At 70.8% G+C, this 15,387-nt stretch carries 13 protein-coding genes; 5 read left to right on the top strand and 8 right to left on the bottom strand.

Going from position 1 to position 15,387, the window contains the following annotated elements; genetic code table 11:
- From CFB46_RS01910 to CFB46_RS01880, 7 genes are all read right to left on the bottom strand, one after another.
- Positions 1–1,212, bottom strand: a complete 1,212-nt coding sequence (locus CFB46_RS01910; protein ID WP_027785435.1) for a beta-ketoacyl-[acyl-carrier-protein] synthase family protein — start codon at positions 1,210–1,212, stop codon at positions 1–3.
- A gap of 73 nt (positions 1,213–1,285) precedes the next feature.
- A complete protein-coding gene (locus CFB46_RS01905) occupies positions 1,286–2,161 on the bottom strand; it encodes a polysaccharide deacetylase family protein (RefSeq protein WP_051421407.1) in 876 nt (291 codons plus the stop codon).
- Positions 2,158–4,626: an MMPL family transporter gene (locus CFB46_RS01900; protein ID WP_027785434.1), complete on the bottom strand. Its 2,469-nt coding sequence runs from the start codon at positions 4,624–4,626 to the stop codon at positions 2,158–2,160. Before CFB46_RS01900 ends, CFB46_RS01905 begins: the two co-directional genes overlap by 4 nt.
- Complete coding sequence (locus tag CFB46_RS01895; protein WP_027785433.1) at positions 4,626–5,261, bottom strand: outer membrane lipoprotein carrier protein LolA; 636 nt, start codon at positions 5,259–5,261, stop codon at positions 4,626–4,628. Before CFB46_RS01895 ends, CFB46_RS01900 begins: the two co-directional genes overlap by 1 nt.
- Positions 5,258–6,235, bottom strand: coding sequence for an LpxL/LpxP family acyltransferase (locus CFB46_RS01890; protein ID WP_027785432.1), 978 nt, complete (start codon positions 6,233–6,235; stop codon positions 5,258–5,260). The genes CFB46_RS01895 and CFB46_RS01890 overlap by 4 nt, the downstream gene beginning before the upstream one ends.
- Positions 6,232–7,974, bottom strand: a complete 1,743-nt coding sequence (locus tag CFB46_RS01885) for an acyl-CoA synthetase family protein (protein ID WP_027785431.1) — start codon at positions 7,972–7,974, stop codon at positions 6,232–6,234. Before CFB46_RS01885 ends, CFB46_RS01890 begins: the two co-directional genes overlap by 4 nt.
- 59 nt (positions 7,975–8,033) lie before the next feature.
- Positions 8,034–8,687 (bottom strand): membrane protein, encoded by a 654-nt coding sequence (locus tag CFB46_RS01880; protein ID WP_027785430.1) that lies wholly within the window; start codon positions 8,685–8,687, stop codon positions 8,034–8,036.
- Positions 8,688–9,257: 570 nt separating this feature from the next.
- On the opposite strand from CFB46_RS01880, the gene CFB46_RS01870 reads away from it, so the two are divergent.
- The 5 genes from CFB46_RS01870 (at position 9,258) to CFB46_RS01850 (ending at position 13,555) form a co-directional block, all read left to right on the top strand.
- Complete coding sequence (locus tag CFB46_RS01870; RefSeq protein ID WP_027785429.1) at positions 9,258–9,518, top strand: phosphopantetheine-binding protein; 261 nt, start codon at positions 9,258–9,260, stop codon at positions 9,516–9,518.
- Positions 9,519–9,630: 112 nt separating this feature from the next.
- Positions 9,631–10,347 carry a 3-oxoacyl-ACP reductase FabG gene (gene fabG, locus CFB46_RS01865; protein ID WP_027785428.1) on the top strand — a complete coding sequence of 239 codons (717 nt, stop codon included), beginning with the start codon at positions 9,631–9,633 and terminating at the stop codon, positions 10,345–10,347.
- Between the two features lie 37 nt (positions 10,348–10,384).
- The gene (locus CFB46_RS01860) at positions 10,385–11,680 is read left to right on the top strand and encodes a chorismate transformation enzyme, FkbO/Hyg5 family (RefSeq protein WP_027785427.1); all 1,296 of its coding nucleotides are present in this window, start codon (positions 10,385–10,387) and stop codon (positions 11,678–11,680) included.
- A 125-nt stretch (positions 11,681–11,805) separates the two neighbouring features.
- Positions 11,806–12,588 (top strand): glycosyltransferase family 2 protein, encoded by a 783-nt coding sequence (locus tag CFB46_RS01855; protein ID WP_027785426.1) that lies wholly within the window; start codon positions 11,806–11,808, stop codon positions 12,586–12,588.
- A 205-nt stretch (positions 12,589–12,793) separates the two neighbouring features.
- The gene (locus CFB46_RS01850; RefSeq protein WP_027785425.1) at positions 12,794–13,555 is read left to right on the top strand and encodes a M48 family metalloprotease; all 762 of its coding nucleotides are present in this window, start codon (positions 12,794–12,796) and stop codon (positions 13,553–13,555) included.
- Positions 13,556–13,675: 120 nt separating this feature from the next.
- On the opposite strand, the gene CFB46_RS01845 is transcribed toward CFB46_RS01850, so the two are convergent.
- Positions 13,676–15,376, bottom strand: coding sequence for a lactate permease LctP family transporter (locus tag CFB46_RS01845; protein ID WP_027785424.1), 1,701 nt, complete (start codon positions 15,374–15,376; stop codon positions 13,676–13,678).
- Positions 15,377–15,387: the final 11 nt, after the last annotated feature.

Genomic DNA, 15,387 nt, shown 5'->3' with positions numbered 1-15,387 from the left:
TCAACGGCGGGCGTGATCGGCGCGGCCGAGGATCAGGCTGCAATTCGTGCCGCCGAAGCCGAACGAGTTGGAAAGGACGGCGCGTACGCGCGTGTCGCGGCTCGCGAGCACGTAATCGGCCGCGAGCGCCGGGTCGGGCTGCGTCGTGTTGACGCCGGCCGGCACGAACTGCTCGCGCAGCGCGAGCGCGGCGACGATCGCCTCCAGCGCGCCGGCCGCGCCGAGCGTGTGGCCGGTCGCGCCCTTCGTCGAGCTGCATGGTGTGCGGGCGAACAGCGCGCCGACCGCGCGGCTTTCCGCTGCATCGTTGCTCGGCGTCGCCGTGCCGTGCAGGTTCACGTAGTCGATATCGTGCGCGCCGAGGCCGGCGGACGCGAGCGCCTGCTCGATCGCGGCGCGCGCGCCGAGCCCTTCCGGATGCGGCGACGACATGTGGTGCGCGTCGCTCGATTCGCCGATGCCGAGCAGCAGGATCGCGTCGTCGTCGAGCGTGGCGGGCGGCGCGGGGACGCGTTCGACGAGCGCGAATGCGGCGGCCTCGCCGATCGAGATGCCGTCGCGCGCGACGTCGAACGGCCGGCACGGCCGGCGCGACAGCAGTTCGAGCGAATTGAAGCCGTACAGCGTGGTCAGGCACAGCGAATCGACGCCGCCGACGACGGCCGCGTCGATCAGTCCGGCCTCGATCATGCGTCGCGCGGAGCCGAACACCTTCGCGCCCGACGAGCACGCGGACGAGATCGCCATCGCCGGCCCGCGCAGTGCGAAATACGCGCGCACGAACGCGGCCGGCGAATACGGATTGTGCGTGTGCGCATAGCGGAAGTCGGCCGGCAGCGCGCCGCTCGCCGGGTCGCGGCGCTGGTATGCGCGTTCGGTTTCGAGGATGCCGGCCGTGCTCGTGCCGACGAACACGCCGACGCGTGCGGCGCCGTAGCGCGCGACGGCCGCCGCGACGCGGGCGTCGAAGCCGTCCTGCGTCAGGCCGAGTTGCGCGAGGCGGTTGTTGCGGCATTCGAAGTCGGCGAGATCGGCACGCACGGGTTGCGTATCGACGGCGTCCACCGCGCCGATCCACGTGTCGAGGTCCGCACGCTCGAAGTCGCACGGCACGAGCCCGCTGCGGGCGTGGCGCAGCGCATCGAGGGTCGCGTCGAGGCCGCGGCCGATGCAGCTGGTGGCGGTGAAGTGCGAGAGCAGGAGAGGTTTCACGAGGGTCGCATCCGGGGGCCGGAACGGGCGCCGCAGCAGGGCTGGCGGGCGCGCCGTTCGAGGTCAGATTTTATCAAACGGGGGGTGCCGGAACGCCCGGCTGGCCGGACGGTTCGGGCGCGAGCGCCGCGCGCAGGGTGGTCCAGTGCAACTGCGCGTCGGCGGCCGCGCGCAGCACCGCGTGCAGCACGTCGAGCACGACCGGTTCGCCGCGCGCATCGCGCGCCGCATGACCGTCGTGGACCAGCAGGATGTCGCGCGCATCGAGGCCGTGCAGCAGGCGGCGCGTGACGGTCGCGGCGTCGTGCGCACGCGTGTCGAAGCCGCGCCGCGTCCAGCTCGCGAGTTGCAGGCCGAGTTCGCACAGCACCGGTTCGAGAAACGGATTGCGCAGGCCGGCCGGCGCGCGGAAGAACAGCGGACGCGTGCCGGCGAGATCGGTCAGCGTCTGCTGTGCGGCCGCGATTTCGCGTCGCAGCGCGGCCGGCCCCGACAGCGAGAACGTATGGCGGTGCCGCTGGCTGTGGTTCTCCACCGCATGGCCGCGCGCGACGATCGCCTCGATCCACTGCGGATGACGGCGCGCGAGATCGCCGATGCAGAAGAACGTCGCGCGCGCGTCGTGACGGTCGAGCAGGTCGAGCACGCGCGGCGTGACGTCCGGGTCCGGGCCATCGTCGATCGTCAGCGCGATGCGGCGGCCCGCGCCGGGCGGCAGGCGCGTCCAGTTCGGGCCGAGCAGCGTGCTGCGCGGCCACAGGCCGGCCGCGGTCAGCGTGAGGTGCGACGCGACCACGCTGCCGACGGCCCACGGCCACGCGGCCGGTTGCGCGATCACGGCGGCGGCCGCGCCCGCGTGCAGCGCGGCGGTGCCCGCGATCAGCGGCGTGGGTTTCCAGCGCCGCGCGTCGCCGGCGTCACGCGGTGGAATCGACGACGGCGCACTCATGCGCGGCCTCCTCGTTCACGATTGCCGGCCGCCGTCGCGGCGCGCGGCGCGAGAATCGCCGCGAACGCGAGCGCGAGCATCGCGCCGGGGCCGACGGTCAGCCCGAAGGTTTCGAGCAGCGGCACGCGCGACAGCGCGAGCAGCCCGAAGCCGGCGACCGTCGCGAGGTTCGCGATCAGCAGCGACACCAGCGTGTACGGCGTGACGGGCTGCGCGTCGTCGCGCCGGCAGAAGAACAGCGCGTAGTTCGAGCCGACCGCGACGATCAGCAGCATCCCGACGAGGTGCAGGATCGTCAGCTGCACGCCGGCGAGCGCGAAGCCGGCCGTCACGACCAGCACGGCCGCGACGAGCGGGGCGAGGGCGCGCACGGCGCGGCGCGGCGAGCGCAGCGCGATCAGCAGCAGCACGGCGATCGCGGCGAATCCTGCGAGCGACAGCCGGATGTCCTCGTGCACGTAGCTCACGTACAGCCGATCGGCTTCGGTCTTCATGTCGACGAACAGCGCATCGGGCACGCCCGCGCGCGCGACGGCGGCGCGAATCGGCGCGGCATCGAGGCTCGGCGCCGGCTGCGCGGTGCGTGCGGCGTCCGGCGCACGCAGCGGCAGCATCGCGCTCCAGCGGCCGTCGCGTTCGGTCAGCAGCGCATCGACGGCGAGCGCCATCGACGTGCCGCGCAGGTCCGCGCGCGTCAGCAGCGGCGCGCGACGCGCGGTGTCGACGTCGGCGAGGAACGGCGCGAACAGGTCGGGCTTCACCGCGATCGGCTGGTGCGCGACGGCATCGCGCATCCGTGCGGCAAGCGCGTTCGCATCCGGCAGGCTCGCCTGGCGCGCGCGCTGCGCGGCGTCGCTCGGCAGATAGCGCGCGGGGTTTTCGAAACCGCCGAGCACGCCGCGATCGACGAGGGGCTGCAATTGCGCGGCGATTTTTTCCGCGCCTTCGAGTGCGGCCTGCTCGGTCGGCGCGGCAATCACGACGAGGTAGCGCACGTCGGGCGCGCCGACATCCGCGCGCAGCCGTGCGTCGAGCGCCTGCGCGGGCGCCGGCACGGGGCTGAGCGCGGCGAGCTCGCGGCTCCACAGGCTGTCGCGATGCAGCGCGAGGGTCGCGCATGCGGCGACCACGAGCACCAAGAGCGGCCAGCGCAGCCGCGGCGCGGCGTCGGCCGCGCGCGCCAGCACGGCGCCGACGCGCGATACGTCGCGGATCGCGACATGCTCGCCGCGCAGGTGCGGCAGCACGAAGCGCGTGACGAGCGCGGCGGCCGTCAGCCCGACGATCGAATAGCACCCGAGTTGCACGAGGCCCGGGAATCCGGAGAACAGCATCGACGCGAAGCCGCACACCGACGTCAGCACGCCGAGCCGGATCGTCGGCCAGTACGCGGCGACCCACGCGCGCGTCGCGTCGGCCGGGCGCGCGGCGCCGCGCGTGCCGTCCTGCGCCGATTGCACGAACAGGTAGATCGAATAGTCGACGGCTTCGCCGATCAGCGTCGTACCGAACCCGAGCGTCAGCCCGTGGACCGTGCCGAACGCGACGCTGACCGCCGCGATTCCCGCCGCGACGCCCGTCAGCACCGGCAGCAGGCCGAGCGCGAGCGTGCGTGGCGAACGGTACAGCGTGAGCAGCAGCGCGACGATCAGCACGACGCTTGCCGTCGACAATCGTTCGACGTCGTGCCGGATCGTGTCGCGCGTGTCGACCGAGAACACGCCGGGGCCTGTCATTGCGAGCGTGGTTGCCGCTGCATTCGGGATGGCCCGTTTCGCGGCGGCGAACGCGCGCCGCACCGTGTCGATCGCGCGTGCCTGCGCATCGGTATCGGAGCCGGCGGCGGCCGTCTGTACGACCAGCACCGCGCGCGTGCCGTCGCGCGACGCCCACACGCCGTCGCGGCTCGCCGGTTCGGCCGCGCTGTCGAGGCCGTCGACGAGCGCGGCGACTTCGCCGGTCGGGTCGCGCGGCAGCATCGCCTTCGCGACGAGGCCGGCCGACGAACTCAGCAGATCGAGGCTGTCGCCGAGCGCCCGGTGCAGGCCGTCGGCGCTGAAGCGTTGCGGCGTGACGGCCGGGCTCAGTAGATAGCGGTGATCGAAGATGAATTGCCGGTCGCGCGCGTCGTTCGCGGCTTCGCCGTTGTGCACGGCCGCGAACCGCGGATCGGCGCGCAGCGTGCCGGCGACGCGCCGCGACAGCGCGGCGCGCGTGCTCGCATCGCCGCCGTCGATCGCGACGAGGATCAGGCGCGACACGATGCCGTCGCGCAACTGATCGACGAGCACGCGTTGCCCGGCGCTCGGCGCATTCGGCAGGAACGCGGACAGGTCGGCCGTGAAGTGCGCACGCCCGATCGCGACGCCGCACGCGACGAGCGCGAGCAGCCACACGAGCACCGCGCGCTGCCGCCACGCGGGCTGGCGGTGCGCGACGGGGGAGGGGCGCGTGCGATCGTCCATCAGTTCGCGCTCGCCGCCACGGGTTGCAGGCGCATCACCGAACGATCGCCGTCGGCCTGCCGGATCGCGACACTGCGCAACACGTCGCGCGTGCCGTCGAGCGTGATCGTGCTGACGACTTTCAGCATCCGCGAGTCGAGCGGCGTGAGCGTCAGCGTCCAGTCGTCGCCGCGTCCGGACAGGGCGACCTTGTACACCCGTTCGAGCGCGAAGCGGTTGCCGGCGAGCGTCGCGCGGATACTGTCAATGAACGCGCCGAGCTCCGGATAGCGCGCGAGCGCGAGCGTGTACTTGCGGTCGTTGCGCTCGACGGTGAGCATGTCGCCGTCGACGACGAGGTGTTCGGGCTTCGGGCTCAGCGTGTGCTTTTCCAGATGGTCGGGCGCGACGAACACCAGCTCGCCCGACGATTCGACCGGCTGCGTGGCGATCGACAGGTACTTCGTCTCGGTGAAGGTCGCACGGCCCGATTTGTGCTGCGCGAGCGTCGACATCAGCCGGTCGAGGCTCCACGCCGAACCAGCGTCGGCCGCGTGCGCGGGCACGGCCAGCGCGACTGCGGCGGCGCCGGCGGCGAGCACGCGGGCGAGGCGGGGCAGCGAGAACGGGAACGGGCGGCGGCGAACGGCGATCATGCGTCGGAATCCCTCGTGGCGGGCAGGTCGGCGGCGGCGTGCACCGCGTCGCGGCGCGCGGCCTCGGCATCGCCGCCTTGCCAGAAATCGAAATAGTTGAACCAGTTGTACGGCGCCATGCGGCAGTACTTGTCGAGCAGCGCGACGTAGCGCGCGAGCGCTGCATCGACCGCCGCCGCACGCGCGTCGCGCCGCACGTCGGAGAAATCGGCGAGCGTCTCGAAGTGCACATCGTAGCGGTTGCCGTCGCGATAGAGGCCCGTCATGAAGATCACCGGGCGCTTCAGCATCGCGGCCATGTAAAGCGGGCCGAGCGGGAACGCGGCCGGCGCGCCGAGCAGCGGCAAGCGTCGTAGCGACGCGGCCGCGTCATCGAGCAGCGTGCGGTCGGCGAGCATGCCGACCATGCAGTTCGCATCGAGGCGCTCGCGCACCTTCAGCATCGAGTCGACCTGCCCGAGCGGAATCACTTCCGGCTGCGCGGCCGGGTTCACCGCGGCGAGCGTCGCGTTGATCTTGTGCGCGTTCTTCTCGTACATCGTGACGACCACGCGCAGATCCGGATGCGTGCGGCCGATCGCGCGCACGACCTCGAAGCTGCCGAGATGCGCGCCCATCAGGAACGCGCCGCGCCCGCCCGCGAGCGCGTCGTCGACGAGCGTCTCGCCGTGCAGCCGGATGTCGAACAGGTCGAAGCGCTCGTTCATCAGGTAGACGCGATCGTGGATCGTCGCCGCGAACGTGAACACGTGCCGATACACGTCGCGCCAGCGTGCGGGGCGGCCGAGCACGCGCCGCAGGTAGTCGCGCGACGCCGCGCACGCGACCGGCGAGAACAGCACGAAATACGTCGCGATCAGGTGCAGCACGATGCGCGCGCGTTGCCGGCCGAAGCGCAGCGAGATCCACGTCATCGCGCGCAGCAGGCCCGCGTTGCTGCGCTCCTGGCGCTCGGCCCATGCGGTGCGCTTCATGGCTGCGCGCCGTCCTGCGCGGCCGGCGGCGCGGACAGCACGCCGGTCGCGACCTCGCGCGACCCGGCGCGCACCGTGAAGCGGATCGCGCCGCTGGCCGCGGCGTCGTACGCGAGCGCGAGCGGCTCGCCGGGCGCGACCGGGCTCAGGAATTTCGCGGACCCGAGCCGCCACGCATGCAGCGGGCGGTTCAGCGCCGCGCCGATCGTGTGGATCGCATGATCGAGCAGCACGACGCCCGGCACGACCGGATGGCCGGGGAAATGGCCGGGCAGCGCGGGATGGTCGGCGGCGATCGTGAACGCGAGCACGGGCGGGCCGGCCGGGTCGTGCTCGGCCGGCGGCGCGGCCGTCGCGCGCGCATGTTGCGCAACGAGCGCGGCCAGCACGTCGCGCGGCAGCTTGCCCGTTTCATTGCGCGGCAGTGCATCGACGAACACGAGCGGGCGCGGCATGAACGCGGGATCGATCCGCTCACGCAGCGCGCGTTGCAGATCGGCCGCCGCGAGCGTCGGCGCGACGACCAGCGCGACGAGGCGCGTGACCGGCTCCAGGGCGGTGTCGCCCTGTGCCGGCCCGGCTTCGTCGGGCATGAAGAACACGCCGTCGACCACTTGGGGAATCGCGTTGAGCTGATGGTTCAGGTACGCGAGCGACGTGCGCTTGCCGGCGATGTTGACGAGATCGGCCTTGCGGCCGTGCAGCAGGAACCGGCCGTCGTCGAGCAGTTCGAGCGCATCGCCCATCGGCACGGGCGCCTCGACGTGCCCGCCCGATACCCACACGGTCGGCCCGCCGTCGTCGCCGTCCGGTTCGTCGCGTGCGTCGAGCCGGATGCCCGGGAACAGTTCCCACGCCGCGCCTCGTGACGTGCGACGGGTCGCGATCTGGCCGGTCTCGGTGCTGCCGTAGATCTCGACGAGCGGCGCGCCGAGCGCGGCCTCGGCTTCGCACGCGAGCTTTTCCGACAGCGGCGCGGTGGCCGACAGCACCAGCGCCGCACGCGGCAGCGCATGGCCGGCCGACAGCAGCGCACGCAGGTGGATCGGCGACGTGACGAGCACGCGCGGCTGCGGGATCGCGTCGAGTTCGTCGCGAATGTCGCCCGGGTAGAACGGCTGGCGATTGCTGAACGCGAGGCCGCCGATCAGCGCGAGCAGCACCGTCGATTCGAAGCCGTACATGTGCTGCGCGGGCACCGTGCCGATCAGCGTGGCCGCGCGGCCATCGAGCAGCCCGAGGCGATCGGCCGCCGCATGCACGCAGCCGACCAGGAAGCCCCAGGTCTTGCGGTGCGGCACCGGCGCGCCGGTCGAGCCGGACGTGAACACGTAGGCCATGATCCGCGCCGCGTCGATCCGCGGGACGGCGAACGGCGCATCGCTCGCGAGTTCGCCGGGCGCGGCATCGGGATACGCGAAGCGCGGCAGGTCGATCGTGCAATCGGGCGCATCGTGCAGGCAGAACGCGTCGGGCGCGAACGACGCGAGCTGGCGGACCATTTCCGGCGTGTGCGTCGACGGCAGCAGGCTGATCTTGCCGGCGACGAGCGCCGCGCACAGGCTGACCGCGAAGCGATAGCGGTCGCGGCACACGTTGAACACGTGGCCGCCGGTGGGCAGCGCCGCGGCCACGCGCGCGACGTCGGCGATGAACGCGCGCACGGTGACGGGCGAGCCGTCGCGCCAGGCGATCGTCTGGTCGGGCGAGGCATGGAATACCAGCGGGTGAGTCGGCATAAATCGGTCAAGACGGGTACGAAGGCCGGCGCGGCCGTGGGGCCGCGCCGGTCATGAATTCATCGCGAGGCCTGCGATGCGTGGGTGGACGCGCGATACGCGCGCACCGCGTCGATCATTCGCGGCCGCGGCTCGTGCGGCAGCGCGACACGCCGGCACGCATGCTCGGCGGCGAACATCACGGCGACGAGCGGCAGCGACAGGTAGTTCGCGAAGGTCGACCACGTGACGATCGGCGCGGTCGCGAACAGCAGCGTCGACACGGCGGCGATCGCGATGAAGAACAGCGTCCATGCGAGCGTGATCCGCCGCGTGTAGCGCGCGACGGCCGGCGTGACCGTGCCGTGGATCATCGCCGCGAAGCGCGTGCACAGCGGTACCTTGCCGGCCGCGAGCGTGCGGCCGAACAGCAGCGCCATCGCGACGTTGAAGCTCGCGTGTTCAAGATACAGCCCCCATTCGAAGTGCCGAGCGAGCGGCGCGCGCGCGGCCCACAGCGCGGCGGCGGCCAGCAGCCATGCCGGCACGAGCCACGCGCGCCGCGGCGAGCGCAGCGCGACGCCCAGTGCGAGCAGCAGCGGCGGCACGAGCGCCATCGCGAGGCCGAAGCCGTGCGCGCCGGGTGTCGCGCTCGCGTAATGCGCGCCGGCCTGGTACGCGGCCACGGCGCCGACCGCTGCGGCGCCGCGCACGACGGGCAGCAGCCGGCTCATCGGCGGCCTCCGGGCGCGCGGCGCGCACTCCGGCCGGCGGCCGGGCTGCAGCGGCCGACGGGCGGGCGAATCGGAACGGAGCGCAAGGGCGGACACGGCATCACGGGAGACATCGGGCGGATCGTGGACGGGCGCGGGGGCGGGCCGTCAAACATCATATGAATGGTGGCCGGGACGCGGGTCCGGGCCGGTGGTCGGGCACGCTCATTTTAGGGCCGCGGCAGCGCGGGTTCGGGGCGGCCGCGACCGGGTTTTGTAACCGATTGTATGGCACCGGGCGACCGGTTTCGCGGGGTCGGTCCATTTCCATCCGAAGCGGCTCAAGCGTCTCGTGCATTCGGGTTCGAAACGGGCCGTCGCGGCGGCTCGCCAGTCTTGTAACCATTCGCGGTATACGGCCCGATACCCTTCGTCTAGAATCCGCGTAACTTTTACAAACGATCCCCAAACGACGCAGGCGGGGAAGCCGGCAGACGCCGGAGGGACGGAGATTGGCACGCGCCGGGCGTGCCCGACGGTTTGCCGTTTCCGGGCGCCTCCCGCTGCCATGGCCGCCTGCTCGCACGCATGATGAACGCACTGGAACAAGAGCTCGCCACGCTGATCATCGGCGAATTGAATCTCGAAGACGTCCCGCTCGACACAGTGACGGCCGTTACGCCGCTGTATGGCGAAGGTTTCGGGCTCGATTCCATCGACATCCTGGAAATCGCGCTGCTGATTTCGAAGAAGTACGGCTTCGAACTGCGCTCGGACAATCCTGACAACCAGACGATCTTTGCGACGCTCGGTGCGCTGGCTGCTTACGTCGCCGCGCATCGCACGAAGTGACGGCGTAGCGCACGGGCGTAGCGCAACGGTGAAGACGGCATGCGGCGGCGCTCGAAGGACGATGCGCGGCCGCGTCTAGCGAGGTGAACAACGCGATGAACGGAGCCATTCGATGCGGGCGCTCGTGACGGGCGGCAGCGGCGCGCTCGGGCAGGCGATCTGCACGGCGCTCGCGCAGGCCGGCCATGAAGTGTGGGTGCATGCGAACCGCCATCTCGCGCAGGCGCAGGCCGTCGCGCAGCAGATCGTCGCGGCCGGCGGCGCCGCGCACGCGATCGCGTTCGACGTGACCGACGCCGATGCGACGCTCGCCGCGCTGCAGCCGTTCATCGACGACGCGCCGGTGCAGATCCTCGTCAACAACGCGGGCATTCACGACGACGCGCCGATGGCCGGCATGTCGCGCGAGCAATGGCGCAGCGTGATCGACGTGACGCTCAACGGTTTTTTCAACGTCACGCAGCCGCTGCTGTTGCCGATGATCCGCACGCGGCGCGGGCGGATCGTCAACATCGCGTCGGTGGCCGGCGTGACCGGCAATCGCGGGCAGGCCAATTACGCAGCCGCGAAGGCGGGGCTGATCGGCGCGACGAAGTCGCTGTCGCTGGAGCTCGCGTCGCGCGGCATCACCGTGAACGCGGTGGCGCCCGGCATCATTGCGTCGCCGATGGCCGAGCACGCGTTTCCGGCCGAACGCATCAAGCAGCTCGTGCCCGCGCAGCGTGCGGGCCGGCCCGACGAAGTCGCGGCGATGGTCGCGTATCTGGTGTCCGACGCCGCGGCCTATGTGACGGGGCAGGTGTTGTCCGTCAACGGCGGGCTCGCATGACGAAGCGCGTCGCGCTGGCCTGACGTAACGCAACGCGGTGCAGGGCCGCGATGTCGGGCGGCGGCCAACGCCATCTAGTGAGGAAATCGAAGTGTCCGTGCATCCAGTCCACGCCGAACGGCGCCCGTGTCCCCCGTTGTCTGCCGCCGCGCCGTTCGCGCACGCCGGCGGCCGCGCGCTGCGGCTCGTCCGGATGAGCCATGCGCGGCTCGTCGCGCTGCTGCACGATGCGGATAGCCGTGGCGACGGACTCGATCGCGTGTTTCCCGGCGTACTGGGCGCGGTGTGCATCGGCGCAGCGGGAACGCCGGACGAGTCGCGCGCGGAGACGATGGTGCGGATGCTGACCGATGCCGCGCCCGGCCTGCCGGTCGCGCCGGTGCAGATGATGCTGCTCGGCGCCGAGGTCGCAGCGGGCGATGCCGTCTGCGAACTGTGGCAATGCGATGCGCACGACCTGTGCAGCGAGCAGCGAGGTGCGCTGCGCTATCGCTACAGCGAAGCGGCGGGGCTCGTGTTCGGCAGCCTCGTCGTGCACGAGACGGACGCCGCATACGACGCACCGCGCGACGGCGGCACGCCGCTCGAACGCGCGACGTTCGACGCGTACCGCGCGCTGTTCGACCTGCTCGATACGCTCGGCATGCCGCATCCGCTGCGGATCTGGAATACCGTGCCGGCGATCAATGCGGTGCAGGGCGGGATCGAGCGCTATCGTCAGTTCAATATCGGCCGTCAGCAGGCGTTCGACGCGTGCCGCCGTGCATCGACGGGCGGCGTGCCGGCCGCATGCGCGCTCGGCTCGGTCGTGCCGCTCACGGGTGACGCGTCGCCGGCCGCACCGCTCGCGATTTACTTCCTCGCGAGCCGAACGCCGGCCGATTCCATCGAGAATCCGCGCCAGGTCAGCGCGTATCACTATCCGGCGCAGTACGGCCCGCGTGCGCCGACGTTCGCGCGCGCCGCCGCATGGGCCGACGGCGAGGCGGCGCCGGTGCTGTTCGTATCGGGCACCGCGAGCATCGTCGGCCACCGCACCGTGCATTGCGGCGACGTCGTCGCGCAGACGCGCGAGACGGTCGCGAACCTCGCGGCGGTGCTCGAGCAGGCCGCGCGGCAGGGGCACGGCCCGTTCTCGCTCGCCGACCTCAGCTATCGCGTCTACGTGCGCGACGCCGGCGATACCGCGACGCTGGCCGCGATCGGGCAAGTGTTGCGCGAGGCGGCCGGTCCCCACGTGCGGCCGCTGTTCGTTCACGCGGACGTGTGTCGCGACGACCTGCTGGTCGAGATCGAGGCCAGCGCCGGTCATGCCGTGGAGTGGCTGTCATGAAGCGCGACGGCCTCACGATCCGGCAACCGGCCCCGCATGCGGCCGGTGTCGACGACGCGTGCCGGCGGTCGTCGGCACGTCATACACTTTTGTCAGGATCCCCGTCTTCGCCATCGGTTGTTCCCATGTCCGAGCTGCACGCCTCGTCCACCCATCTCGTCCTGATTCCGAGCTACAACCCGGGCGCCAAGGTCGACACGACCGTGCACAATGCCCGCGAGCAGTGGAATCCGGTGTGGGTCGTCGTCGACGGCAGCACCGACGGCAGCGCCGAACGGCTGCAGGCGATGGCCGAGCGCGATCCCGGCTTGCGCGTGATCGTGCTGCCGGAGAATCGCGGCAAGGGCGCCGCGGTGCTCGCGGGGCTCGACGCGGCCGCCGCGAGCGGCTTCACGCACGTGCTGACGATGGATTCCGACGGCCAGCATCCGGCCGACCTGATTCCCGCTTTCATGGCGGCATCGCAGGCTGCACCCGACGCGATGGTGCTCGGCGTGCCGAAGTTCGACGGGAGCGCGCCGCAGTTGCGCGTGCAGGGGCGCCGGCTGTCGAACGCGTGGGCCGACCTCGAGACGCTGTGGGCCGGGATCGGCGATTCGCTGTACGGCTTTCGGGTCTATCCGGTCGCGCCGCTGGCGGCGATCATGCGGCGCCAGCCGTGGATGCGCGGCTTCGACTTCGATCCCGAAGCGGCCGTGCGGCTGTGCTGGGCCGGCGTGCGCCCGATCCGCATCGACGCACCGGTGCGCTATTTCGGCCGCCATGAAGGCGGCGTGTCGCACTTTCACTACGGTCGCGACAACGCGCTGCTCGCGTGGATGCACTTGCGGCTTTTCACCGGCTTCGCGATGCGGCTGCCGATGCTGGTCGCACGCCGCCTGACGCGGCGCCGCGACCAGACGGCCTGAGCGCAGGCCCGTCCATTCTCCTTCCCCGATCGCCGTACCGGCGTGCGGCGATTGCCATGATTTTTGTCGTCAATACGGTGCCAGATCGCCGGGTCATTTCAATCCGCTGAGTAATCAACGTGTCATCGGATGTAAACATCTGGTAATTTTCTGCCGGATTATGCAAAATCGCCGCTCCCAAATACAACTATCGAGGGATTCCGGGATGCAACTCAAGAAAGCGGTGGCGGCGTGTGGCGTGGCGTTTCTGTTGAGCGCGTGCGGCGGGGTACAGGGCCTTGACGCGAACAGCCTGACGTCGGCGGGGACCAATCTGTACAAGGCAGCGACGCTGTCGGACAGCGACATCGCCGCGCTGTCGAACGAATCGTGCAAGTCGAGCGACGCCGAGTCGAAGATCGCGCCGGCCAACAGCGCCTACGCGAAGCGCCTGACGAAGGTGATGAAGGGCTTCGGCGACATGACGCTGAACGGCCAGAAGATCAACTACAAGGTCTACGTGACCAAGGACGTCAACGCGTGGGCGATGGGCAACGGTTGCGTGCGCGTGTACAGCGGCCTGATGGACATGATGAACGACGACGAGCTGCGCGGCGTGATCGGCCATGAAATGGGCCATGTCGCGCTCGGTCACTCGAAGAAGGCGATGCAGACGGCCTACGCCGTGAGCGCGGCGCGCAGCGCGGCCGGCGCGGCATCGCCGGGTGTGGCGGCGCTGTCGAGCTCGCAGCTCGGCGACATCACCGAGAAGTTCATCAACGCGCAGTTCTCGCAGTCGCAGGAAAGCGCGGCCGACGACTACTCGTTCGACCTGATGAAGCAGAAGGGCATGAGCCAGAAGGGCCTCGTCACCGGCTTCCAGAAGCTCGCGCAGATGGACGGCGGCCAGAGCTCGATGATGAGCTCGCACCCGTCGTCGGCGAGCCGTGCGCAGCATATCCAGGATCGCATCGCGAAAGGCAGCTGATTCAGCAGCTGATTGCGTAACCGATCGCCGGTCGTCGACGCCGGCGATCGGCACGCGAAATGAAAAACCCACGCTCGTTCGGGCGTGGGTTTTTTGTTTTTCGGGCGTGCACGTTGCCGCTTACGGCACCATCCCCGGCAGCACGTACGCCTGTACGAGCGTGATGAGCCCGACGATCACCGCGAACAGCAGGCTGTGCCGCACCGTGAAGCGGAACAGCTCGGATTCCTTGCCGACGAGGCCCGTCGCCGCGCACGCGACCGCGATCGATTGCGGCGAGATCATCTTCGCGGTCACGCCGCCGGTCGTGTTCGCGGCGACCGCGAGCGTTTCGGGCACGCCCAGTTGATGGGCGGTCGCCTGCTGCAGCGAGCAGAAGAGCGCGTTCGACGACGTGTCCGAGCCGGTCAGGAACACGCCGAGCCAGCCGAGAAACGGCGAGAAGAACGGGAACGCGCCGCCGGTCGCGGCCAGCATCAGCGCGAGCGTCGACGACATCCCCGAGTAGTTCGCGACGAACGCGAACGCGAGCACGAGGCCGATCGACAGGATCGGGCGCGTCAGTTCCTTCAGCGTCTCGCCGAACGTGACGAACGCGTCGCGCGGCTTCATCCGCAACAGCGCCATCGAGATCAGCGCGGTCACGAGGATCGCGCTGCCGACCGCCGACACGAGATCGATCTTCAGCACCGCGTCGAGCGCCTTCGGCGTCGCGGCGATCGGCGCGGTCTTCACGACGAGCTGGTCGAGCCCGGCCACGTGGAACTTCAGCACGGTCGACGCGAGCGCGCCGTGCGCGGCGAACAGCGCCTTGAACGGCGCGATGCTCCACACGGTGACGACGGCCGTCAGGATCAGGAACGGCGACCACGCGCGCACGGTTTGCGCGAGCGTGTACGGCGACGCCTGGCGGCTCGCGCCCGACCCGTTGCCGCCCGCGCCGAACCCCGCGAGCGCCGCGCCGCCGCCGGACGCGACGATCGCGCCCGCCGTCTGCCTCGCGCTGCTCGGCTGCCAGACCTTCAGGAACGCGGCGAGCGACACGAGGCTGACGAGCGACGACGTGATGTCCGGCAGCTCGGGTCCGATGTGGTTCGACGTGAAATACTGCGTGACCGCGAAGCTGCCGCCCGCGACGAGCGCGGCCGGCCAGGTCTGCCGCACGCCGCGCAGCCCGTCCATCATGAATACCAGCCAGAACGGCACCGCGAGCGACAGCAGCGGCAACTGGCGGCCGGCCATCGCGCCGATGTGGAACGGGTCGATGCCCGTCACCTGTCCGGCGACGATGATCGGGATGCCCATCGCGCCGAACGCGACCGGCGCGGTGTTCGCGATCAGGCACAGGCCGGCCGCATGCAGCGGCTTGAAGCCTAGGCCGACGAGCAGCGCGGCCGTGATCGCGACGGGCGCGCCGAAGCCGGCGGCGCCTTCGAGGAACGCGCCGAACGAGAAGCCGATCAGCAGCATCTGCAGCCGCTGGTCGTCGGTGATCGACAGCACCGACGCGCGGATGACGTCGAACTGGCCGGTCTTCACGACGATCTTGTACAGGAACACGGCCGCGACGATGATCCACGCGATCGGCCAGATGCCGTACGCGAAGCCGAAACCGGCCGCCGCGAGCGCCTGCGGCACGGGCATTCCGTACGCGAGGATCGCGACGCCGAGCGCCAGCAGCAGCGTGATCGCGGCCGCGACGTGGCCCTTCATCCGCAGCGCGGCCAGCGCGACGAAAAAGAAGATGATCGGAATCGCGGCGACGAGTGCCGACAGCCCGAGGCTGCCGAGCGGGGTGTAGATCTGATGCCAAACCTGCATGGGTGTCTCCT

Source organism: Burkholderia sp. HI2761, assembly GCF_002223355.1.
Lineage (GTDB): Bacteria > Pseudomonadota > Gammaproteobacteria > Burkholderiales > Burkholderiaceae > Burkholderia.
The sequence above is the reverse complement of the archived record's forward strand: the minus strand, read 5'-3'. Positions and strand labels throughout refer to the sequence as shown.

Bases quoted from the DNA above. Each gene is read 5' to 3' on its own strand.
- fabG (WP_027785428.1), top strand. From the start codon at position 9,631: ATGCGGGCGCTCGTGACGGGCGGCAGCGGCGCGCTCGGGCAGGCGATC.
- CFB46_RS01895 (WP_027785433.1), bottom strand. From the start codon at position 5,261: ATGATCGCCGTTCGCCGCCGCCCGTTCCCGTTCTCGCTGCCCCGCCTC.
- CFB46_RS01845 (WP_027785424.1), bottom strand. From the start codon at position 15,376: ATGCAGGTTTGGCATCAGATCTACACCCCGCTCGGCAGCCTCGGGCTG.
- CFB46_RS01890 (WP_027785432.1), bottom strand. From the start codon at position 6,235: ATGAAGCGCACCGCATGGGCCGAGCGCCAGGAGCGCAGCAACGCGGGC.
- CFB46_RS01905 (WP_051421407.1), bottom strand. From the start codon at position 2,161: ATGAGTGCGCCGTCGTCGATTCCACCGCGTGACGCCGGCGACGCGCGG.
- CFB46_RS01885 (WP_027785431.1), bottom strand. From the start codon at position 7,974: ATGCCGACTCACCCGCTGGTATTCCATGCCTCGCCCGACCAGACGATC.
- CFB46_RS01900 (WP_027785434.1), bottom strand. From the start codon at position 4,626: ATGGACGATCGCACGCGCCCCTCCCCCGTCGCGCACCGCCAGCCCGCG.
- CFB46_RS01880 (WP_027785430.1), bottom strand. From the start codon at position 8,687: ATGAGCCGGCTGCTGCCCGTCGTGCGCGGCGCCGCAGCGGTCGGCGCC.
- CFB46_RS01850 (WP_027785425.1), top strand. From the start codon at position 12,794: ATGCAACTCAAGAAAGCGGTGGCGGCGTGTGGCGTGGCGTTTCTGTTG.
- CFB46_RS01855 (WP_027785426.1), top strand. From the start codon at position 11,806: ATGTCCGAGCTGCACGCCTCGTCCACCCATCTCGTCCTGATTCCGAGC.
- CFB46_RS01870 (WP_027785429.1), top strand. From the start codon at position 9,258: ATGAACGCACTGGAACAAGAGCTCGCCACGCTGATCATCGGCGAATTG.